The 21499-nt window shown below is 65.3% G+C and carries 16 protein-coding genes; 8 read left to right on the top strand and 8 right to left on the bottom strand.

Translation table 11 applies throughout. The features are described 5' to 3' along the window. From BM199_RS13000 to BM199_RS13010, 3 genes are all read right to left on the bottom strand, one after another. The coding region (locus BM199_RS13000; RefSeq protein ID WP_425425521.1) for a cupredoxin domain-containing protein at positions 1-755 on the bottom strand (755 nt) is incomplete at its 3' end. 108 nt (positions 756-863) lie between these two features. After that, complete coding sequence (locus tag BM199_RS13005; protein WP_091673294.1) at positions 864-4904, bottom strand: ThuA domain-containing protein; 4041 nt, start codon at positions 4902-4904, stop codon at positions 864-866. 60 nt (positions 4905-4964) lie between these two features. Continuing rightward, positions 4965-5993, bottom strand: a complete 1029-nt coding sequence (locus BM199_RS13010) for a multicopper oxidase domain-containing protein (protein WP_177242603.1) — start codon at positions 5991-5993, stop codon at positions 4965-4967. 743 nt (positions 5994-6736) lie between these two features. On the opposite strand from BM199_RS13010, the gene BM199_RS13015 reads away from it, so the two are divergent. After that, positions 6737-7990, top strand: a complete 1254-nt coding sequence (locus BM199_RS13015; RefSeq protein WP_091673296.1) for a hypothetical protein — start codon at positions 6737-6739, stop codon at positions 7988-7990. A gap of 92 nt (positions 7991-8082) precedes the next feature. Here BM199_RS13015 and BM199_RS33845 read toward each other — a convergent pair whose 3' ends face one another. Then, on the bottom strand, positions 8083-8253 hold the full coding sequence (locus BM199_RS33845; protein WP_177242604.1) for a DUF6307 family protein: 171 nt from the start codon (positions 8251-8253) through the stop codon (positions 8083-8085). Then, positions 8250-9410, bottom strand: coding sequence for a N(5)-(carboxyethyl)ornithine synthase (locus tag BM199_RS13020; RefSeq protein ID WP_245788331.1), 1161 nt, complete (start codon positions 9408-9410; stop codon positions 8250-8252). The genes BM199_RS33845 and BM199_RS13020 overlap by 4 nt, the downstream gene beginning before the upstream one ends. A 461-nt stretch (positions 9411-9871) precedes the next feature. On the opposite strand from BM199_RS13020, the gene BM199_RS13025 reads away from it, so the two are divergent. Further along, a complete protein-coding gene (locus tag BM199_RS13025) occupies positions 9872-10882 on the top strand; it encodes a fatty acid desaturase family protein (RefSeq protein ID WP_245788332.1) in 1011 nt (336 codons plus the stop codon). Positions 10883-10928: 46 nt separating this feature from the next. Here the strand turns inward: BM199_RS13025 and BM199_RS13030 are convergent, their stop codons facing one another. Next, entirely contained in the window at positions 10929-11612 is a 684-nt protein-coding gene (locus BM199_RS13030) for a winged helix-turn-helix transcriptional regulator (RefSeq protein WP_091673301.1), read from the bottom strand. A gap of 224 nt (positions 11613-11836) precedes the next feature. Next, positions 11837-12679: an AfsR/SARP family transcriptional regulator gene (locus tag BM199_RS13035; RefSeq protein ID WP_091673302.1), complete on the bottom strand. Its 843-nt coding sequence runs from the start codon at positions 12677-12679 to the stop codon at positions 11837-11839. Positions 12680-12949: 270 nt separating this feature from the next. Here BM199_RS13035 and BM199_RS13040 point away from each other — a divergent pair, with 270 nt between their 5' ends. The 4 genes from BM199_RS13040 (at position 12950) to BM199_RS13055 (ending at position 18291) form a co-directional block, all read left to right on the top strand. Beyond that, entirely contained in the window at positions 12950-13132 is a 183-nt protein-coding gene (locus tag BM199_RS13040) for a hypothetical protein (protein ID WP_091673304.1), read from the top strand. Beyond that, a complete protein-coding gene (locus tag BM199_RS13045; protein ID WP_091673305.1) occupies positions 13132-15405 on the top strand; it encodes a TOMM precursor leader peptide-binding protein in 2274 nt (757 codons plus the stop codon). Before BM199_RS13040 ends, BM199_RS13045 begins: the two co-directional genes overlap by 1 nt. 34 nt (positions 15406-15439) lie before the next feature. Continuing rightward, on the top strand, positions 15440-16903 hold the full coding sequence (locus BM199_RS13050; RefSeq protein ID WP_342741709.1) for a SagB/ThcOx family dehydrogenase: 1464 nt from the start codon (positions 15440-15442) through the stop codon (positions 16901-16903). Positions 16904-17115: 212 nt separating this feature from the next. Beyond that, positions 17116-18291: a sensor histidine kinase gene (locus BM199_RS13055; RefSeq protein ID WP_091673307.1), complete on the top strand. Its 1176-nt coding sequence runs from the start codon at positions 17116-17118 to the stop codon at positions 18289-18291. Positions 18292-18324: 33 nt separating this feature from the next. Here the strand turns inward: BM199_RS13055 and BM199_RS13060 are convergent, their stop codons facing one another. Continuing rightward, positions 18325-18930, bottom strand: a complete 606-nt coding sequence (locus BM199_RS13060; protein ID WP_091673707.1) for a response regulator transcription factor — start codon at positions 18928-18930, stop codon at positions 18325-18327. A gap of 526 nt (positions 18931-19456) precedes the next feature. Here BM199_RS13060 and BM199_RS13065 point away from each other — a divergent pair. Next, positions 19457-20281 (top strand): helix-turn-helix transcriptional regulator, encoded by an 825-nt coding sequence (locus tag BM199_RS13065; protein WP_091673308.1) that lies wholly within the window; start codon positions 19457-19459, stop codon positions 20279-20281. Between the two features lie 57 nt (positions 20282-20338). Then, positions 20339-21334 carry a DUF1702 family protein gene (locus tag BM199_RS13070; RefSeq protein WP_091673310.1) on the top strand — a complete coding sequence of 332 codons (996 nt, stop codon included), beginning with the start codon at positions 20339-20341 and terminating at the stop codon, positions 21332-21334. Positions 21335-21499: the final 165 nt, after the last annotated feature.

Consider the following 21499-nt stretch of genomic DNA (forward strand, 5'->3'; position numbering starts at 1 on the left):
GAGCCGGTCTCCGAGGCGTTGCCTGCGTTGTCGGTGGCCCGGAACTGGACCGCGTGGTCACCTGGCTCGTCCACTGTCACCGGCTCCGTGTAGGGCAGGAAGCCGGTGTCGTCGATCTCGTACTCGACCGAGGCCACGCCGGAGTCGGCGTCGGTGGCCGAGACAGCGATGGTCGCGGAGCCGACGTAGTTGCCATCGGCGTCCTGGTCACCGGTTATCTCCGCGGAAACCTGCGGAGGGGTGATGTCCTCGCCGCCTCCGCCTTCGGTCACCACGAACTCGCCGACCATCTCGCCGTGCCCGGGGATCGCGCAGAAGTAGCGGTACTTGCCGGGCGTCAGGTTTACCTGGGCCTCGTGCTTGCCCCCGTTGGAGTCGTAGGGACTGGCGACGATGTTGAGGTCGACGTCGTGGTTGTAGCCCGGGGTCGAGGTGTCGAAGGTCAGCGTGTGTGACATCCCGAAGGTGTTACCGGTGGCCGTGCTGTTCTCGAAGACGATCGTGGCGGCACCGGCCGTCGCCTCGGTCGGTGCGGTGTTGTATTCGGTCATGCTGTCGCCCGCGGTCCAGGTGAGCACCTGGTCGGCGGCCGCGGTCTGGGACACATCCTGAGCCTGCTCGGCCGCGGATGTCGGGACGAGCCACAGCGCCATCAGTGTCGATGCCAGCATGGCCAGCGACACCCGACGGACGGGCACTCGGCGGTGCCCTGGCGTCGCGCCTCTCGGTAGAGCGGAAAGTAATCGACGGAACATGGGATTGCTGCACCTCTCGTGATTCCGGGCGCTCACTGAGCATCCCGATGTGCTGAGGCCGGGTCGGTGCGGCCGGCTACGCAGACCGCACCGACCCGGTTGTCCTGGTTACAGCTCCTGCACCCGAATGTTGCGGAACTCGATCTGGTCGTTGTCGCCGTGGTTCTGCAACCCGACGAAACCGCTGCTGAACTGACGCAGATCGGTCGGTGGGTCACTGGGTCGTGACGACTGCTTGCCAGGTGTGTTGTCGAATTCGTTGATCACCACGCCGTTGCGGATGATCGTGTAGTGCTGTCCGACAACACGGATCTCGTAGTTGTTCCACTGGCCCTTCGGCGTCACGCCGGCCTTGTCCAGACCCACCGGGTCGAAGTTGTAGATCGAACCGGTCTTCTGGGGCTCTCCTGATTCCCCGTCGTAGATCTGGATCTCCTGGCCGCAGTAGATCGCGACCCAGGCCGCCGAGTTGGCAGCAGATCCCTGCTTCCCGCATTCGGGACGCTCGTCCAGCGGAGTGTTCGGGTTCGGGAACCTGGTGAACACACCACTGTTCGCCCGGTGGCCTTCGGCCGCGATGTCCTTGAACTGGAGCTTCAGCGAGAAGTCACCGAACTCCTTTGCCGAGTACCACAGCATTCCGAGACCACCATGCGCACGCAGGGACCCGTCCGGCCGCAGCTCGAAGTGACCGCCAGGAGCCTGAGTCCACCCCTCGAGGGACTCGCGGGTCCCGTTGAAGATGGGCTCGTATCCGGTGCTGCCCTTCTTGCCGATGTCGGACTTGGCCGCCGAGCTGGACAGCTTGCCCTTCTCCTTGCCGGAGATGACCCCGTCCTTCTTCAGCTGGTTGACCACCGCGTTGACGTGGTCGACGAAGGCTCCGTGTGACTCCCAGACGCCCTCGTCGTCGATCAGGTCGTTGATCGTGCAGCTGTCGCCGACCTTGTGGTTGGTCACACCGGTGTCGGTGTCACCGATCCATACCGTGCCCCGGCTGTCCGGAAGGGCACATTCGATGGCGACCTCGGCCTCGGTCGTCGCCTTCTCGCCGTCGGCGTAGGTCACCGTCAGTGTCGCGGTGTAGTTGCCGACCTTGGCGTAGGTGTGCGTCGGGTTCGCCTCGGTGGAGGTGTTCCCGTCGCCGAAGTCCCACTTGTACGAGACGCCACCGGACTTCTCCCCGGTGAAGGCGACTGTCAGCGGCCGGTTGTGCAGTGAGGTCGCCGTCGCGGTCGGTGCCGGAGTGGCCGGACCACCCTTGTAGCTGATCTTGATCAGTTTCTGGTTGGGGTGCAGGCTGAAGAAACCACCCGCGTAGTCGACCATGTAGAGCGCACCGTCCGGACCGAACTTCGCGTCCATCCAGGCCTGGAGTTCAGTGTTTCCGCCGCCTGCGCGGATGATGCCGCGCAGGTCCTCGGCGAAGACCGGGGGACCGGCCTCGTCCACTGTGTCCGGGTTGACGGTCAGTGCGACCCGGTTGTTCGGGTTGCAGTTGTCACCCATGAACCACTTGTTGTCCCAGTGCTGCGGCCACGCGACCCCGCTCTTGGTGTCCACTTCGGAGCGGTGGTAGGTGGGACCGTCCATGATCGCCTGGCAGCCACCCTTGAGGTACGGCTGGGTGTAGGTGGCGTCCTCGTCGTTGTAGGTGGGGATGCCGCTGCCGTCGTCCCGGGTCGGGAAGACCGGCCCGCCACCACTCGGCGAGTACCAGATCATGTTGTCCCGGACGGGCGGGATGTCCACCAGACCGGTGTTGGCCGGCGAGGTGTTCTTCGGGTTGTCGCAGTCGTACCAGCCGGTGAGCACGCTGGCATCGGTGTCGCTGCGGTCACGGTAGGGCTGGCGGTTGCCCATGCAGTAGGGCCAGCCCTGGTTGCCCGCCGAGGTGATGATGGTCGCGGTCTCGTACTTGGCCGGTCCGAGTTCCGGACTCGGCTTGCCCGCGTCCGGGCCGACCCAGGCGGCGGTCAGCCAGTCGTTCTTCTTGTCGTAGGCCAGCCGCGAGATGTTGCGCACGCCCATCACGTAGATCTCCGGGCGGGTCTTGTCACCCGGGTCATCGGCCTCGGGGAACAGGTTCCCCTCGGGGATGGTGTAGGTGCCGTCGTCCTCGGGGTGGATCCGCAGGATCTTCCCGTTCAGGTGGTTGGTGTTGCCGGAGGTCCGGCGTGCGTCCTGGAACGAGATTCCCTTGAACTTCTCACTCCAGTTGTTGCCGGAGTAGCCGTTCGAACCCTGCGACGAGTTGTTGTCACCGGAGCCGATGTAGAGGTTGCCGTCGTTGTCGAAGGCCATTCCGCCACCCGCGTGACAGCAGCTGTGGATCTGGGTGTCCCAGCTCAGCAGGTCCTTGCGGGTGTTCTGGTCGATCGTCTCCGTCTCGTGTTCGTAAGTGAACCGCGAGACCGTCCGCTGACCGATCCGGTTCTCCCGGTCGATCGAGTCGTGCGGCATCCAGAAGACGTAGAACCAGCCGTTCTCCTGGAAGTCGGGGTCCAGGGTCATGCCGACGAGGCCTTCCTCGTTCTTGACGAGTTCGCTGCCGCTGCCCCGGTTACCCATGACCTCGAGCGTCGTGAGGAGTTTGACCTCCTCGGTGGCCGGGTCCCACTGGTGGATGGTGCCGCAGCCGAGGCCGACGTTCGGGTCGTCCCAGCTGGAGATCGGGCCGGACGGGCAGGCCGCCTTGCCGATGTAGAAGACCTTGCCACCGGGGGCGATGGTCAGGCCGTGCGGCTCACCGATCTGGTCGAGCTGACCGGGCTGGTTCGGCGCGGTCAGCCGCTCGATCTCGTAGTTCGACCCGATGGTCGCCTGGCAGTCGCCACGGACCATGCCGGTGGTCCACTTGAGCGCGCCGAGCAGGTGCCCGCGGAACGCGTCCTCGGCGTAGCTGTCCTCGGTACCGCCCATTCCGGTGTAGAACGACCGCCCGCCGTCGTAGTCACGGCACCAGGAGATCGGATGGAACGGCCCGTTCGCGCCCTCACCCGGTTCGTAGGTGTTCTCCTGCACCTGCGCGACCGTGTGGACCTCACCGGTGGGGTTCGGTGACCAGTTGGTCCACTTGTCCGACCGCGTCCAGTTGAGGGGCAGTCCCTCGTTGGCGGGGTGCTGCCGGTCGACGACGTTGACCGTCGCCTCCTGCACCTTCGGCTCCGGCGGCGGTTCCGTCGTCGCTTCGTCGGTGAACAACTGGATCTCGGCCAGCTGGGTCGCGCCCTCGCCGCCGTTGGCGGTGATGTCCAGACGGTAGTACTGGTAGGACTCCGTGTTGTCGAAACGGTAATCCTTGGCCTGGAACCGGTTGGGGAAGTCCTCATTGGTCCTGCGGTCCAGGTCCGTCCAGTTCTGGCCGTCCTGGGAGCCCTGCAGGGTCCAGTCCTTCGGGTCGCGTCCGTCGAAGTCGTTGGCCGACGTCAACGCATAGTGCCCGATCGCGGTGGCCTCGGCCAGTTTCATCGTGATCGTCGCGGACGAGTCGAAGGCTAGCCATTTGGTGTCGTCGTCCCCGTCGATGAGGTTCTCCACGCCCTCGTTCGACGGGCTGTTACCGGTGGCCGTGATCTCGGCGACGTCCTCCGCATCGGGAAGGGCGCCGACCGGGCGGCTGCCGATCAGGCCGGTGAACCACTCGGAACGCTCCTGTGCCCGCGCCGCGTCCCGAACTCCCAGGAATCCGCCGCCGTCCTCGATGTAGCCCTCGAGGGCGTCCTCCTGACCAGTTGTCAGTTCGGTGCCCTTGGCGGAAAGGAAGACGACTCCGCGGTACTTGTCCAGGTTCTTGGCCGAGAAGACGGCAGGATCCGTGGACTCCTCGACGGTAAAGCCGTTCTCCGCCCCCAGTTCCTCGATGGCGTCCGTGGCCTTGACGACCGGATCGCTCTGCTCGGCCGCCGGGCCGTGGAACACCAGCACGTTCACGTCGTTCGCCGGGTCCTTGCCGGACTCGGATGCGCTGGCGCCTGCCTGGCTTTCGGAGTTCCCGGGCTGTTCGGGCTTCGCCTGCGCCCCCAGTGCGGGCATGGAGGAGAGTCCGAGCGCCAGGGTGGCGCTCGTGACCAGAATCGTCGCGCGACGCAGTGATCTCGGTCGTGCGCGACCGTTGTGAGGTAATGTCAATCGGCTTCTTCGGCCCATCCCTACTCCTTCACTCGTAACTCAACCCGCGTGCGTGGGGCATTCCCGCGCACGCGGGTGCTAGTGGCCGTGCGGGTGGTCTCCGCCGTGTTCGTGCCCGTGGTAGCGATCGAGAGCGGCCTGTGCGCCGTCGGGCAGACTGCCGTCCTCGTTGCGCACCAAGAAGATTCCGGCCATGCCTCCGTCGGAGTGGAACTGCACGTGGCAGTGGTACATCCACACGCCAGGGCCGACGCCCTCGCCCGCGATCACCTGGAAGCCGAAGGAGTCACCGGGGTTGAGATCCCGGTTGTCGACGACCTGGCTCGGATCTTTCGGGCCCTCCAGAATGCCGGTGCGGTTGTTAGCCCAGCGGTGTGCGTGCAGGTGGAAGGTGTGGAAAGTGTTGCCGTGCCCGATCGCGATGAACTCGACCCGTTCGCCGAGATTGGCCTCGAGAATCGGAACGTGCGGCGCGACCTTGTTGTTGATGGTCATGTCGTTGAAGACGACGGTGTGCTGTCGCTCCGGCAGGATGTCGCCCTTGCGTCGGACGATCAGTGCGCCGTAAAGGCCCTTGCGCAGGCCCTCTGTGCCGTGGGCTCCACCCAGCGCGTGGTCGTGGTAGTGCCAGTACCCCGCACTGCCGGGCATCCACATGTTTCCGCTCGCCTTGTAGGGCGCCGTGGTGCTCCAGATGTAGGTGCGTGTCTCACCTGGTTCGTTGAAGGAGTCGTTGAGCGGACTGCCGTCGGAGTCGACGCTGTAGTTGACTCCGTGCGGATGGATCGACAGCCGACGGTCGGTGTTGTTGACCAGGTCGATCTCGAGGGTGTCGCCCTCCCAGATCTCCAGGATCGGGCCCGGGATGCTGGCTTTGCCGGGGGCCAGGCCGTAGCCGACGTTTCCGTCCGGAAACTCCTCCGCGTACATGGTGATGCGCCGGGTTTTCCCGCTGTCGCCTTTGCTGTTTCCCTGTGCGGTCGCGGCGGAGCCGCCGAGGCTAGCGATGGCAGCGGGAGCGACAACGCCGGCAGCCGCGCCGGCCAGCATTGACCGGCGCGACAGTCGTTTGCCGGTGGTTCCGATCTGGGCGCGTGGATCAGTCATGGGTCTCCATTCGGTGTCCCCGGGCACCGGGACCGGGGAATCGAGGCCGCTTCCTGGCTGGGCAGCTGTCCTTCCGGCCAGCGCGTCGGGGAAAGGTGGGGTCAGTCCGGGCGGGTGTCCGGGCTGGGCACGCTCAGCCTGGTTCGGGTGAGAAAACCGCGTCCGCGACGCCGACGACGCCCGGTGGTTCCTCTCAGGCAGTGGTGACGTTCGCCTCATGTGCCGCCTCCCGCGCCGCGGTTTTCGCCGGGGACGTTAATCACTTGTGGCTCACACGTAAATAACTTCGGTCAAAATACTCCAACTTCTGACTTGTCAGGACAGAAGATGTTAAGCCAAAAAGCGTAATTGCTAGCAACGTATGGCCTAGGCGCGGGCAGGGCGCCGAAAAAATGTCGACATCTGGCAGTCGCGGGGCCTTCGTCGCTCTCCGGGATGGCTTGTAACGGAGCGCGACGGCTGATGCAGGTGTTCATGATGTCGCCTGAATGGCGGTTGACAAGCTGTTTCCTGCGTCTTTTGCGGTGTCCCCGGTGGGCGACAGGCGGACTGGCAGTTCGAAGTCGCGAGTTCGGAAATCCTGTTTATCGCCACGACGAAATCGGGCAAAGATGTGAGAACAACTCAGGTGAATTTTTTGTCCGGCCGGACGTCCTGAGATTTGTATTGATTGTGTACAGCTCGGTTCTAGCGTCCTCCCGCTGCCGACAGCAATTTCCAATCGGGTTCGAAGAGGAGGCACTATGCGAACGAGTTGTCTTGGCGCATTCGCCGGGGTCGCACTCGCCGGAGCTCTCGCCGTACCGGCGGGCGTCGCGGGGGCGGACGGGGCGGACACGATCCAGGGGGATCCGTGGGTGCTCGTGGACAAGCGCATAAACCTCGAGTCAAGCGATGCGATTGCCTTCTCCGCGCCGAACGAGGGGTGGGTTGTGGGCACGAACTTCGAGCCGCCGTCTCCCGTCCCGTTCGCGATGCGTTGGGATGGTGCGACCTGGACGGAGGCCAGGATCGGTGACTTCGTGAACCAGCCCCAGTCGCTGAACCGGGTGGCGACGCTCGCCGCGGACGAGGCATGGGCGACGGGAACACTGGAGCAGGCTCGGTCGGCGACCGCCTCGCCTCGTCCCGGTTCCGGTCTCTGGTATCGCGATGAGAAGGGTGCGTTGCCGGACTCGACACCGCGGGCAGTCGCAGGCGCGGGCCCGGCTCCCTACGCTCTCGCCAAATGGAACGGTTCGGAGTGGGCGCCGGAGAAGGCGCCGGCACCACCTGCCGGAAAACAGGCGTTGGTCGCCGAACTGAAGACGGTGGGTGCGGAGATCTGGGCGGTTGGCCTGGAACACGATGCGGGCCAGGCCTCGGGACAACAGGCCTTCATCGATCGCTACCAGAACGGGAAGTGGCGCAGGATGGTGCTTCCCGGTGACCTGACCACCAAGCCCAGTGCGTTGTTCGGTCTCACCGGAGCCGACCCGGACGACGTGTGGTTGTCCGGCGCTTTCCCCACGCCGGAGAAGGACACTCCCTTCGTCGCGCACTGGGACGGTAAGAAGTTCGATATCACCGAACTTCCGATACCGTTGGGGTTTTCCAACGGATGGAATGCGGACGTGGTGGCGGTCATGGGGGACGAGGTCTTCGTGACCGGGAGGTCACTGTACACAGACGGCACGCTCGCGACCGCCTATCGATTCGACGGGAGCGCGTGGACACAGTGGACCGGTCGCGCGCTGGCCGAGGTCAACGACATCTCGGTGGCGGCGGACGGCAACAGCATGATGCTCGGTGGCTGGCCGTCGCTGACCAGCGATCAAAGTGAGTATGCCGCCTTCGACGGAACCACGTGGACCCGGCACGGACAGCCCGAGGACCTCGGCGTGCACAGGGGGCAGGTGCTGAACGTGGAGCACCTGCCGGGCACCGACCGGGTCATGGCTGTGGGGTACGTCAACGCGCCGGACAGCGGGTACAGCTACATCACTGCCAACAAGTAGCACGTGCGGCTGTTGGTACGTGCGGTCATCAGCCGCGAATTGGGTGGGGTGGGCTCCCGGCCGACGACCGTGAGCCCACCCACTCGACGTGCTTAGCGCAGTTTCTCGGGAATCGTGTCGAGGGCGTGCAGCATGTGCACGGCAAGCTCGCTCGCCGCTGCGTCGTCGAGGGTCGAGTGTTCGCGCACGATGCCCTGGACGAGCTTAACCCGCTGCTCATAGCGAGGGGTGTACGTGGCGGTGGAGGAGGCGTTGGCGGTCATGTCAGTTCCTTGTCCGATAGCTGTCGTTGTTCGATGTGTGGATGTGGGTGGTCCGCCGACCGGTTCTGGAAGGACAGGATGGCGGGGTTCTGGATGGCGCCGTCGCGAATCTCGATGGCTCGCCGAAGTGTCTCGACCGAGTCCCAGGCGGCCGGCCCGTCGAGCACGGCGCCCAGGTAAGGGAGCAGGGCCTCGCTGATCTCCCAAGTCGCGGAGTTCCACAGGTAGGAAGGGCTGTGGTCCACGGCGTAGTAGGTGATGTCGGTGCCGACCGGGAACGTGGGCTCGGTGAACGTGGTGGGCCGGGCCCAACTGAATCCCATGGCCTCGTCGCAGGAGACGTCGACGATGAGGCTTCCCGGTGTGAACGCCGCGAGGTCGTCCTCGACGAGGAACGTCAACGGGGCGCCGGTGTCCTGCAGCACGCAGTTGACGACGATGTCGTGCTCGGCGAGGAATCCGGCCAGCGGTACCCGGCCCTTCTCGGAGAGCGCGTGACTGCGCCGGGGGTCGCCAGGGTTGTTCTCGTCGTGGTCTACATGCACCATCCGGGCGGAGTGGATCGGCGAACCCACCGCGGTGACGCCCCGGTGAGTGAGAATGTCGACGTCGTGGACACCATGCGCACTGAGTGCGGTTACCGCACCTCGCGCTGTGGCACCGAAGCCAATGACGGCGGCGCGCAGCCTGCGGCCGTAGTTGCCGGTCGATCCGATCGTCTGCAAGGCATGCAGCACCGAGCAGTAGCCGGCCAGTTCGTTGTTCTTGTGGAAGACGTGCAGATTGAAGGATCCGTCGGCGTGCCAGTGGTTCATCGCCTCGAAGGCGATCAGCGTGAGGTTCCTGTCGATGGCCAGCTGGGTGAGCTTCTCGTCCTGCACGCAGTGCGGCCAGCCCCAGAGAACCTGCCCCGTCCGCAACTCCGCCAGATCGCCCGCTTCCGGCTTTGCCAGCAGCACGACGTCGCATTCGGCGATGAGTTGTTCCCGGGAGCGCATTCCACCGACTACCGCGGCAAGTTGCTCGTCGGAAACTCCGAAGCGTTCCCCGTAGCCGTACTCGAGAAATACGCGAGCCCGGAGACCGGCATCGATCCGCTCGAAATGACGTGGATGGATTGGCGCCCTTCGCTCGTTCTCTTTCCGAGAGTGGGCCATGACTCCGAGACTGAGTTGGTGCACGAGACTCTTTCTTGGTGCTGCCGGCGATTCTTGCCTGCGGGGTCCAGATGTGCGACCGCAGTCAGTGCGCCGGGCGGTGAAGCCATGGCCGACCGGCGGAAGGCGGGCGGCTGGCAGGGGGAGCGTGCGGCCCGGACTCACCCGGGCGATGCTCCTGTCCCCTGCTGTTTCGCAGCAGGCCGGCGTGGAAGTCGACAACGACGCGAGCTTGAACGCTCGCGTGCGGAATGCCATCGACATCACCCAGTCTACGCCCTGACGGGGGCGATTGTTCACCGGCCGGTCGCCGGGGCACGCGTACGATGGAAAGGGCCGGGGCCGGGACCGACCGGTCACCGCTTCGCCGGCGTCGGCCCTCGGAGAGGCATCAGCGCGGGGACTCCGCGCACGCCCAACCAGAGAGGCGCTTCGCCATCATCGACGACAGCACCGCTACCTTGACCAGTAAACGATCCGGAAGCGAGTACGCGGATCTGTCCCGGGAGATCCGTGGCGCCGGACTGCTCGACCGGCGTTACCGCTACTACGCGTGGAAGATCACCGGAAACCTCGTCGCGCTCGCCGGTGCGTGGGTCGCTTTCGCCTTCATCGGTGACTCCTGGTGGCAGTTGTTCGTGGCCGCGTTCCTGGCGATCGTGTTCGCACAGCTGGCCTTCATCGGGCACGACGCCGGGCACAAGCAGATCTTCCGTACCCGCAGACCCAACAGCGTGATCGGGACCAGCCACGGTGGCCTGGTCGGGATGAGCTACGGCTGGTGGATCAGCGGTCACAACAAACATCACGCGAACCCGAATCACGAGGATCACGACCCCGACCTCGACATTCCCGCGCTGGCCTTCACCCGCGGCCAGGCCGGACTGAAGACCGGCTTCCTGCGTTGGATGGCCAAGCATCAGGCGCTGTTGTTCTTCCCGTTGCTCACACTCGAGGGCTGGAACCTGCACGTGTCCGGCGTGCGTGCGTTGCTGCGCAGGGACGTCAAGTCCCCCAAGCTGGAGACAGCCTTACTGGCGGGACATTTCGTGGGGTATCTCGCAGCTGTGTTCCTGGTGCTCTCGCCCGGCATCGCGGTTGTGTTCATCGTGGTGCACCAGGGGCTGTGGGGTGTCTACATGGGATCGTCATTCGCTCCGAACCACAAGGGAATGCCGACGATGACCGGGGACGAATCGGTCGGCTTCCTGCGCAAGCAGGTACTGACCTCGCGCAATGTCCGTGGCGGACGAGTGGTCGACTTCGTCCTCGGTGGGCTCAACTACCAGATCGAGCACCACCTCTTTCCCAACATGCCGCGCCCGAACCTGCGTCACGCGCAGCCCATCGTGCAGCGGTTCTGTGCCGAGCGGGGGATTTCCTACCAACAGTGCGGACTGTTCCGCTCGTACGCCGACGTGCTGCGCCATCTGCACGAGATGGGCGCACCTCTGCGGGCCGTACGCGCCTGAACGGCACGGCGCCGGCGGAGCACCGTCGGCACCATGCCGGTCCGCGTCAGCGGACGACAAGACCTTCGGTGGGGACCGGTGCGGGCGGAATCCGGAACAGGTCGCCGAACCGGTCCAGCAGGTCGAGGTCGCCGCTGACGCGGATCAGTCCGGCGTCGGACGCCTCTCGCGGGCTGAGAGCACCGGTCAGTACCGCTTTGAACGGCCCGAGCACGTCGATGACGACGTCTGCGTCCGGGTGTGCGCCCTCTGCGGCCTTGAGTGCCCCGTCGTCGACCATCGCGTGCACCACGATCGACGGCCCGTAGTGCACCTGGTAGGTCGCGCGGAAACCGACCGCCATGTCGGGCCGGAAGGTCGTGTACAGCGACAGGACAGCCGAGTCGAGGGTGAAGATGTCGTCTTCGGCCATGTCGCCGAGCGATCGTGCTCCCCACAGGCCGAGTTGGAGCACGATCGTCTCCAGTTCGCTCCCGTAGTCGGTGAGTTCGTACACGACGGCCGCATCCAGGTTGGCCAGCACGCGCCGCCGCACCACGCCTGCCTGCTCGAGTTCGTTGAGCCGTGCCGAAAGCATGCTGGGTGGAATACGGTACAGAGTCTCCCGCAGATCGGCGTAGCGCTTCGGCCCGAGGAGCAGATCGCGGACGACGAGCATCGCCCAACGTTCGCCGACGAGTTCGAGGGCTCGTGCCAGACCACAGTACTGTCCGTACGTTCGTCCAGTCATAAGTCAAACCTCACTTTTCCCATGCGAGCTTTCGTTGTCTTCGCGTGCGTCCGATACCGATGAATGACGAGTGCGTGGGTCCGCGGCTATTCGAGTCGCTTCCTGATGTCCGTGTCATCGAGCTCAGGGAGCACGAGGCCGTTTCGAGTCCGCAGGGCAGGGTTGTCGGTGAGGCCGGTTCGAGCCGCTGGGAACGTCACTTCCGGGACCTCGTCGTGGTCTGGTCACGGGGAGTGCTCCTTGGCCGACAGCAGCTGGTGGTGCAGTGACTGAAGTTCGTCACAGGGATCGACGCCGAGTTCGTTGTTGAGCCTGGCCCGCAGTTGGCGGTAGGTCGCCATCGCGTCGGACCGGCGCCCGCTCCGGCCGAGCACGCGCATCAGCTGGCCGTGCAGGCCCTCGTCGAGGGGGTTCGATGTGACCAGTGACCGTAGTTCGCCGATCAGGTCCCGGTGCATGCCGCCTTCGATCTCGGACTGTATGCGCAAGTGTTGTGCGTTGCGCCGCTGCTCCTGTAGTTCCACGGCATACGCGGAGAGCACGGATCCGCAGTTGACATTGGCCATCGGCGCCCCTGACCACAGCGAAAGGGCGGCCCGGAACGCGGCGGCCGCCTGGTCGAACCGTCCTTCGTCGAGCAGCTGGCGCCCCTGCCTGCACCTCAGTTCGAATGCGAACACGTCGACCTGCGCGGGATCGATCTTGAAGGCGTATCCAGGCGTCCTGGTGACGAGCAGTTCTTCACCGTCGGTGGCGAGGCCATTGTGCTCGATGCACTTGCGCAGCTGGTACACGTACGTCTGCATCGTCGTCCGGACACTTCGCGGGGGGTCGTTGGCCCAGAGTTCCTCGATGATCGAGTCGATCTGTACGATCTTGCCCGGCCGCATCAGCAGCAATGCCAGCAACTGCAACATCTTGGGGGCGGTGGGCGCGTAGTCCTGGCCGCCCTTTCGTACCTCGACCGGCCCCAGTAGCGTGAAGGTGACCACGCCGCTCGGCTCGTCGTCGAAATGCCGTGCTGCGGCGATCTCTGGTTTGCTCGATACTACGACTTCCGGATGCATCGCAGACACCTCTCAGTTCGACTCACAGTTGACCCGGGATCCGTGCGGCTCGACGTCTTGGCGTCCAGGGACGGTCGTGTGCAGGTCGAAGACTGGCAGAAGGCATGTGGTCCCCGGCAGTGATGGCGGCATCAGAAGCGGCGTGCGTTAGTCCTGTTGTCGTATGAAAAAGACACATGAGAGCTGTGCGCTGGGCACTGGCCGGAGGGAACGTCCGGAGCACAGGATTGGGCCCCTCGGATCACCGATTCTCTCTACCAGGGAGTTCCAATGAGCAACGTTGACAGAGTCACCGATCTCGGCGTGTTCGTGGCGAGATCCCATGAGGTGCAGACACAACCGGACCGCGTCGAGCTGGTCATCGACAGGTTCGATCACTGGGGCAACACGAACAATTCCGCGGCACTGAGTTGCTACGCGACCTACTGCCGCGCAGACGAACTCGCCGCCTGATGACCGCCGGTGCCGACGCGGCGGGCCTGCTCGGCTTCAAGCGCCATCTGCGCGCCGAAGTGAGCGAGGGAAAGGCCGCGTTTCTGTTCTCCGAGCGCGGAGTGACCGCGCTCCAGGGCACACACATCGCCTCTCTCGCGGCCCTTCTCGACGGCACCCGCGATCTCGAGAGCCTGTTCCGGGCCAGGCCGGGTGGCCTGGCACCGGAGCAGGTCGCACGGCTGGTCGGGGAACTGATCGCCGCCGACCTGGTCACCCGCAGAACCGGAGGTGAGCTCGCCGCGGACGAGCGTGCGCTCGCGTACTGGGATGCCTGCGGTGTGGACGCCGGCGCGGCGACCGGTACCGTGAACGGCCGCGTCGACCTGTTCCCGTTGGGCGAGCAGGTCGACGGTGACGCGGTCCGGCTCGCGCTCGGCGCGGCCGGCTTCGACGTGGGCAACGGCGCCGCGGACCAGGACGCAGCGCAGCTGTCGGTTGTGCTGTGCGACGACTATCTCGACCCGCTCCTCGCCGACATCGATACGGCCCACCGGGCAGCCGGACGGCCGTGGCTGCTCGCGAAGCCTGTCGGTGCGCAGGTGTGGATCGGTCCGACATTCCTGCCTGGCACGTCCGGGTGCTGGCACTGCCTCAGTCACCGTCTGTGGGCCCACCGCAACGCCGAGGCGTGTGTTCAGGCAACCCTCGGCCGGGTGGGGCCTGCCTCGCGCCCGGCCACGGCGGTTCCCTCACTCACCTCGGCGGCAGCGCATCTCATTTCGTTGGAGGCCGCCAAGTGGTTCGCGGGGCACAGATACCAGGGGCAACGGTGTGTGTGGACTTTCGACAGCCGCGACCTGACCGGGCGGTTGCACGAGCTGCGCAGGCGACCGCAGTGCCGGGAGTGCGGTGACACGTCGCTGATGGCCGAACGCGCACGCCGTCCGGTGCGCCTCAGAGTTGCTCCGAAGGTGTCCTCCAGCGGCGGCGGGCATCGCACCATGACACCGGGCCAGGTACTCGAGACCTTCGGCCATCTCGTCAGCCCGGTCACCGGAATCATCAAGGAGATCACGAGAAACGCCGCCGCTCCGGCGTTCGTCAACTCCTTTCGGTCCGGACCGAATGTGGCACGCAATCTCATGGGACTGGACGGCCTGCGGGCCAGCCTCCGTTCGGAGAACGGCGGAAAGGGTACGACTCCGCTCGACGCGGAGGTCGGTGCGCTCTGCGAAGCGGCCGAGCGGTACTCGGGTTCATTCCATGGGGACGAATACCGGGTGCGTGGCAGCCTGGAGTCACTCGGTGACGTCGCGATTCATCCGAACGACTGCACCCTGTTCGACGCCCGGCAGTACGAGCGCAGGAGCGAATGGAATCGAGATCATTCTCCGTTCAACTATGTGTTCGACCCGGTATCGGAAAGCACCGTGCTGGACTGGACCCCACTGTGGTCGTTGACAGAACTGCGGCACCGAATGCTGCCCACGGGTCTGCTGTACTTCGGCGCTCCTGCCGCGGAAGGCAGCCGCTGCGTGCGAGCGGATTCGAATGGCAACGCCGCTGGAAGCAGCCTTGAGGACGCGATTCTGCAGGGCGCTCTGGAATTGGTGGAACGTGACGCCGTCGCGTTGTGGTGGTACAACCGGACGAAGGCGCCCGGGGTGGATATCGCCGCCTTCGGCGATCCCTGGATGGACGAGCTTCGGGACCATTATGCCGGCATCGGCCGGGAGTTGTGGGTTCTCGACGTCACCTCGGATCTCGGAATTCCCGCCATGACCGCGATTTCGCGGCGGACCGATTCCGCACGGGAGAACATCATGTTCGGGTTCGGGGCGCATCTCGATCCGCGAACCGCCCTGCGCCGGGCGCTCAGCGAACTGAATCAGCTGCTGCCCGCGGTGCTCACCGACCGGCCGATGACCGGGGACAAGGACGCGGCACGCTGGATGGCGGACGCGACAGTCGGCAATCAACCATATCTGCTTCCGGACACCAGCATCAGGGCACGTGTTCCCGGCGACTTCACCTGGGAGCGGACCGAGGACGTCAGGGACGACGTCGACTCGGTAGTCTCGACCATCGCCGAACGGGGAATGGACATGCTTGTACTGGACCAGACGAGACCCGATGTCGGCATTCCCGTGGTCAAGGTCGTCATTCCGGGAATGCGGTCGTTCTGGGCACGATTCGCGCCGGGACGGTTGTACGACGTCCCGGTGCGCCTGGGGAGACGAGCCGAACCGACGAAGTACGAGGATCTCAACCCCATGCCCCTGTTCCTGTGAAGGGATAGGTGACTGGCCCGCAGAGGAGCACCATTTGCAGCCCGAATTCCGCGAGGCGGAGATGACCACGGTCCGGCTGTGGTCATTGAGGCAGGATGCCCTGGTCGAGATGGATCAGACCAGCGATTCCCTCGTTGTGGTCACCACATGGGGTGAGTTCGACCTCAGCGGTGCGGACCCGATGGTTTATGAGTCATTGAGACGGATGCGCCTCGGCCCCGTGTCACTGCACAACGTCACGTCCGGGACCCCCTCGGAGGGAGTGGTGGGGGACAGCGGTACCGACGTGAGCCCGGCGGCACTCGAGAAGGTGCTGGAGCAGCTCAGTGGTTCTGTCGTGCACTCACTCGGGCTGAGTGACGGACAGGCCCCGCTGCTGTCGGTGATACCTGTGGTGGACACACCCGCGTTCACCCCGGTCACGGTCGCGGCTTCCAGCCCGGTGCGGCTGTCCCGGTTCGTGTCGATGAGGCCGAGCGAGGGCAAGCTTCTGCTGGAGTCACCGACGGCGCAGTTCGCGGTCGCGTTGGAGCAGCCGCTGGCCGTGCAGATCGTCGCGGCGCTGACTACCCGCACCTCGGTCGGCGAGATCGGAACTCAGTCCCAGGCGTCCGCGTCGGTCGTCGCGGACGTCGTGACCTACCTGGTGGCCGCTGGTGTCGTGCTGGTCGGCAACGAGGATCTGGTGTTCGCCGAGGACACGGATCCCGCCCTGCGCACGTGGTCACACCACGAACTGTCCTTCCACCGCAAGAGCAGGAGGAGACAGGGGGTGGCTCCTGTCGAACTGGGTGCCGAACACGAGGTCGTGCCACCACCCCTGGTCCGTCCGCGTCCGGCCGGCAGGTCCGTGCCGTTGCACCGGCCAACGCTGCCCAGTGCGACCTCGGCGGGCGACTCGTTGACCGGCCTGCTCGAGACCGACCACGTCTGTCCCGAGTTCTCCACCACGGGGCTGACCTCGGAGGCACTCGGCGAGCTGCTGTTCAGGGCGGCTCGAGTCAGGTCGATCGGGCCCGCGCACCTGCCACTGGGCGGAACTCACGAGGTCTCCCAGCGACCGTACTTCAACATCGCCTGCTTTTACGAGTTGGAGCTCTATCTCTGTGTCAACCGCTGTGCCGGTCTCGACCGGGGCGTCTACCACTACGAACCGCGGGAGCACGCACTGACGCTGATCAACGAGGACGACATCGACCTCGAGAACATGTTGGACATGGCCAAGGCCGCGGCTGCGAGCACCCTTCAGCCCTCGGTGTTGCTCTCCGTGACCGCGAGAATGGAGCTGACGGCCTGGTGGCTCGACGGGGCGGCCTACTCCACCGCGCTGATGCATTTCGGGGCACTGCAGCAGACTCTCTACCTCACGGCGAAGTCCATGGGGTTGTCCGCGCACGCCGTTCCCGTCGACGACAATGACATCGTCGAGCGAGCTCTAGGCTTGAACTGGCCCGCGGAGATTGGGATCGGGGAGTGTGTGCTCGATCGGCTCAACTGACGGGTACGTCCGTTCCGACGATTGCCCAGGATGGGCGGCTTGCGTATGGTCGTGCCCCTGCGCTTTGCATAGGAGGGGCCGCTATGGGGCAAGCGAATGAGGGTGCAGACTCTTCGGTCCAAATGCGAGAACGAAATGAACCGAATGGCGTAACAGCACAACCCACTGTTTCTGAACGTTCGCCATACGTCCCGGAAAGCTTGCTCACGCCAATGGCGCCGCGGTTGGCGAGCATTGTGGTCGCGTTGACGTTCACCGGGATCGGAGCACTTGCGGTCACCCGGGTCCTGATCGCGACGGACAGCTTCTGGCCCCAAGTGCTCAGCGTCGTCTACCTCGCCGCATTGCTGACCCTGCAACTCGGATACTTCAGCAGGCCAGGCGTCTCCCTGACTCCTCCGGTGAGTTATCTGGCGCTGCTGGGTCAGGCCTGCCTCGTGTACCTGCCCCTGCTCCAGTTCGGCAAGATCTGGCTGGGTCTGCCCGGGTTTCTCGCCGGTAGCGTGCTGCTCGCACTGCCCCCGAAGGCGGCCATCCCGCTCTTCGCCCTGATCGTGGCCAGCGTCGCCACCATCGACACCAGCGTGGGTCCGATCTTCGAGTCGGTCCCGTACACCGTCCTGTATGCCGTCGTGTCCACCATGGTCACCGCATTGGTTGTCTTCGGTCTGAGCCGGTTGTCCAGGCTCATCGGCAAGCTCGATGCTTCCCGGGACGAGCTGGCGCGGCTGGCGGTCGCGGACGAGCGGCTGAGGTTCGCGCGGGACCTCCACGACCTGTTGGGACTGAGTCTGTCGGCCATCACACTGAAGAGTGAGCTGGCGAAACGACTGATGGCTGATGACCCAGCGCGGACGAGTCAGGAGATCGACGAGATCCTGCTGATGTCCCGCAAGGCACTTGGCGACGTGCGCTCGGTGGCGAGCGGGTACCGGGAGTTGTCGCTGGATGAGGAGTGCCGGTCGGCCAAGGGGGTGCTGACCGCGGCCGACGTGCGGGTCAGTGTCGAGCGGCGAGCAACGACGTTGCCCGCGGCGGTCGGCACCGTGCTCGCGACGGTGCTGCGTGAGGCGGTCACGAACGTTCTGCGCCACAGCAAGGCCAAGTGGTGCGTCATCACCGTGTGCACCGATGACGAGGTGGTGCGGATGGAAGTCGTCAACGACGGTGTTTCCAGAGCGCCGGACAGTGCACGCTCGGAGCCGGGCGGTGGCAGCGGCATCGACAACCTGTCGCATCGGGTGGCGCTGCTCGGTGGCGAACTCGAGGCGCACACCGGGCAGGACGGCAGGCACCTGCTCCGGGCGACGATTCCGCTCGATGCCGGCGAGGTGGACCCGGCCTCGCGCGCGATGGGGTTACGTGGGGGCCGAACCCCGGTCCGGTGACGGCTTCCCGGGGCTCCCGCGGTTCCGGCAGGGTCAGATCCAGCCCGCCTCAGTGGCGATCCGGATAGCGTCGACCCGATTGCGCGCGTTGAGTTTGGTGACCGCCGTGGTGAGGTAGTTGCGCACCGTTCCGGGGGACAGGAACAGCTGGGCGGCGACATCTCCCACGTCGCGGCCCGCAGCCAGTAGCCGGAGAATCTCGGTCTCTCGTGTGGTGAGGGGGCACACGTCCGTGTCCCACGCGGCCAGGGCCAGTTCACTGTCGATGACCCGCCTGCCCACAGCCACCTGCCGGACCGCGTTGGCCAGCTTCTCCGGGGGCGCGTCCTTGAGCATGAAACCGTTCACCCGCGCGTCGAGTGCGCGGCGCACGGTACCCGGCCTGCCGAGGCTGGTCAAGATCAGTGTGCGGCACCGCGGCAGACTCTCGTGGAGTTCACCCGCGGCGGTGAGCCCGTCGATGCCAGGGAGGTCGATGTCGATGATCGCGACATCGGGCTGGTGCTTGTGGGCCGCGGGCAGGATCTCGTTGCCGGACGCGACCTCGGCGACGACCTCGATGTCGTGCTCGAGGTCAAGCAGGGCGACCAGGGCACCTCGGACCATGTGCATGTCCTCCGCAAGCAGTACCTTGATCACTGTCTGCTCCCTGTTCACCTTCTGCGTTGCTCGGCGGTTCATCTTGCCCCGTCCACCTTATGCGTCGTTTTTTCGTTGGAGCCGCCTAATGGAGCATTCAGGCAGCGTCGGATACCAACTGTGACGCCGCGTTTATGGCCTTCGCTCCGTTGTGACGTTCTGTAGCGAGTGGTGGGAGTCAGTCGCACTGCTGGTATCGGCCCTGTCCACCGCCGCCTTCCGCAGCGTCCGTGCTTGAAGCCGCTTCGACCTCGGTTCGAGCAGTCGAGGGAAAACTCACTCGTGTGGGTTAGGTAACGGACCGCGTGGTGACAGTGAGCTGATTTGCAGGAGGGGTGATGTCGGCTTCTCCCGGAGGGCGGCGAGCGGAGCGCTCGTTCGTTGTGCGTTGTCGCTCCTCGGACCGGTAATTGGTTCGTTCGTCGTGCCACCGAACTCACGTTCCGCGATGCCCCGCGTCAGGGGGACCGGCGGACCAGAGCCGACGACGTTGACCAGGGGAGTCAGCCCGAGCCAGGGAGTGGACATGCTAGCCGCCGTTCAGGACGCGATCGCGTCCATGCACGAAAGATACTTCGAACCGATCACCGTCAACGAGTTGGCGTCGGAGGTGTTCGTCAGCCCGTTTCATTTCTCCCGGGTTTTCACGAAGGTCACCGGCGTGACGCCTGGCCGTTATCTGACGGCCGTCCGGCTGTTCGAGGCCAAGCGTTTGCTGCTGACCACGTCCCTGACGGTGGCTGATGTCGTGTGCAGCGTCGGCTACAGCAGCGTGGGCACTTTCACCAGCCGGTTCACCCAGGCCGTCGGCATGACACCGACGCAGTATCGGAGCCCGGAGGTGGACCAGTTGCTCGTCGCGGTGGCACCGCACTTCCGGCGACTGCCGGCGCTCGAGGTGCTGCAGAACGCGGGCAGGAGCTGCGCCGTTCCGCAGTGGGATGGTGGTTCGATCATCGGGCGGGTGGAAATGCCCACCGGTTCGATGCCGGCCACAGTGCTGGTAGGTGTGTTCGCCGATGCCATCCCGCAGCGCGGCCCGGTGGCGTTCAAGGGGATGCGAGAGGTCGGTTCGACCGAACTGGTCATCAACAACGTGCCCGAGGGCCGGTGGACGCTGCTCGCGGCCGCCGAGCACCAGCGGACTCCCGGCGCTCCCGGTGCCTTCTCCATCGGAACGATCGACGAACCCGTCACGGTTACCGCGGGGCGGGCGGCGCGGGTCGATATCCGGATGCGCGGAATCCGGCCGACCGATCCGCCGATCGCGATCACCCTGGCCGACCAAAACTCCCCGGTCGAACCGGGACGTCATCTCACGCGGCCCATGAATCTGCGAGCGGTCGCCTGACCGAGGCTGTCACACGATGCGGCACGAGCCGCGCGTAGTACGGAAAGGACACTGACGGTGGCGAGAATTCTCGGTACCATCCGACGGCTGGTTCTCGCACCGTCGATGACCTCGGTGACATCCGAGTCCCGTGGCTTCCCCGGCAGCGACTCGATCGCCGCGGCCGAACTCGACCGGATTCCACAATCGGTGGTGTGTGGGTTCGAATGGGGGATCGAAGCACCGGAACTGTGGGAGATCGAGCGCAGGCTGGACATGGTGGAGCCGGAACTTCGAGGCTTCGCCTACGAGGGTGCGGCGATGGCCTGCAGCATTTTGGACGCGATGGCGATACGCGGTCGGCAGCGTACCCGTGAACTGCTGGTCGGACCAGGGAAGCAGCACATATTCCTGACCTACATCGGTATCGGATTCGCCATGGCGAGACTACCGAGAAGGCTATGGAAAGGGATTCTTCCCGACCTCGCCGAATCTCCGTACCACCCCACGATGAGCTGGCTCGCCGTGGATGGATACGGCTTCGACCGAGCCTATTTCGACACTCGGCGCTGGGTTGACGCCCAGTTCGTGCCGAAACCATATCCGTGGGAGGACGCGCCAGCGTACTTTCCACGAGCGGTCGATCAGGGAATCGGCAGGGCACTGTGGTTCATTCACGGGGCCAATGCGCAAGAGGTCGCCGCCGCGGTGACACGGTTCGCCGGTCCCAGGCAGGCGGACCTGTGGAGCGGGGTGGGCCTCGCGGCCACTTTCGCCGGAGGGTGTGACTCCGCCGGGCTGGCACACCTGCACAGCGCAGCAGGCGAACACTGGCCCGAGATGGCACTCGGAGCGGTGTTCGCCGCCAAGGCGCGTGACTACGCCGAATTTGTCCCACAGCACACGAAGAACGCACTGCGAACGCTGGCCGGGCTCTCTGTGCGTGCTGCGGTCGACCTCGCCGACGGTACCGCGCCGGGCTCCGGTGTGCCCGGGCCTGTTCCGGCATACGAGTCGTGGCGCCGGCGCATTCGCGATGGCCTGGCAGGATCCGCCGAGCGGATCGCGAGCTGACCAGGTCACCTTCCGCCCGCCACTCGCGCGCCAACCCGGATTCCTGTCCCGGTTCTTCAGAATTGCGCATTTCTCCCGGTCGCGCGCGCAAATGGTGAGTAGTCAGGAATCGGCGCGACCTGTGAGAATCTGTTCAGATCTTCTTCCAGCGCGATTTCTGTCAGC

It is taken from the genome of Amycolatopsis marina, from assembly GCF_900111885.1.
Lineage (GTDB): Bacteria > Actinomycetota > Actinomycetes > Mycobacteriales > Pseudonocardiaceae > Amycolatopsis > Amycolatopsis marina.

What these genes read in the sequence shown, in the direction of transcription:
- BM199_RS13005 (WP_091673294.1), bottom strand. Translation starts at nt 4,904, where the DNA reads ATGGGCCGAAGAAGCCGATTGACATTACCTCACAACGGTCGCGCACGA.
- BM199_RS13015 (WP_091673296.1), top strand. Translation starts at nt 6,737, where the DNA reads ATGCGAACGAGTTGTCTTGGCGCATTCGCCGGGGTCGCACTCGCCGGA.
- BM199_RS13065 (WP_091673308.1), top strand. Translation starts at nt 19,457, where the DNA reads ATGCTAGCCGCCGTTCAGGACGCGATCGCGTCCATGCACGAAAGATAC.
- BM199_RS13040 (WP_091673304.1), top strand. Translation starts at nt 12,950, where the DNA reads ATGAGCAACGTTGACAGAGTCACCGATCTCGGCGTGTTCGTGGCGAGA.
- BM199_RS13020 (WP_245788331.1), bottom strand. Translation starts at nt 9,410, where the DNA reads ATGGCCCACTCTCGGAAAGAGAACGAGCGAAGGGCGCCAATCCATCCA.
- BM199_RS13035 (WP_091673302.1), bottom strand. Translation starts at nt 12,679, where the DNA reads ATGCATCCGGAAGTCGTAGTATCGAGCAAACCAGAGATCGCCGCAGCA.
- BM199_RS13045 (WP_091673305.1), top strand. Translation starts at nt 13,132, where the DNA reads ATGACCGCCGGTGCCGACGCGGCGGGCCTGCTCGGCTTCAAGCGCCAT.
- BM199_RS33845 (WP_177242604.1), bottom strand. Translation starts at nt 8,253, where the DNA reads ATGACCGCCAACGCCTCCTCCACCGCCACGTACACCCCTCGCTATGAG.
- BM199_RS13010 (WP_177242603.1), bottom strand. Translation starts at nt 5,993, where the DNA reads ATGACTGATCCACGCGCCCAGATCGGAACCACCGGCAAACGACTGTCG.
- BM199_RS13030 (WP_091673301.1), bottom strand. Translation starts at nt 11,612, where the DNA reads ATGACTGGACGAACGTACGGACAGTACTGTGGTCTGGCACGAGCCCTC.
- BM199_RS13055 (WP_091673307.1), top strand. Translation starts at nt 17,116, where the DNA reads ATGGCGCCGCGGTTGGCGAGCATTGTGGTCGCGTTGACGTTCACCGGG.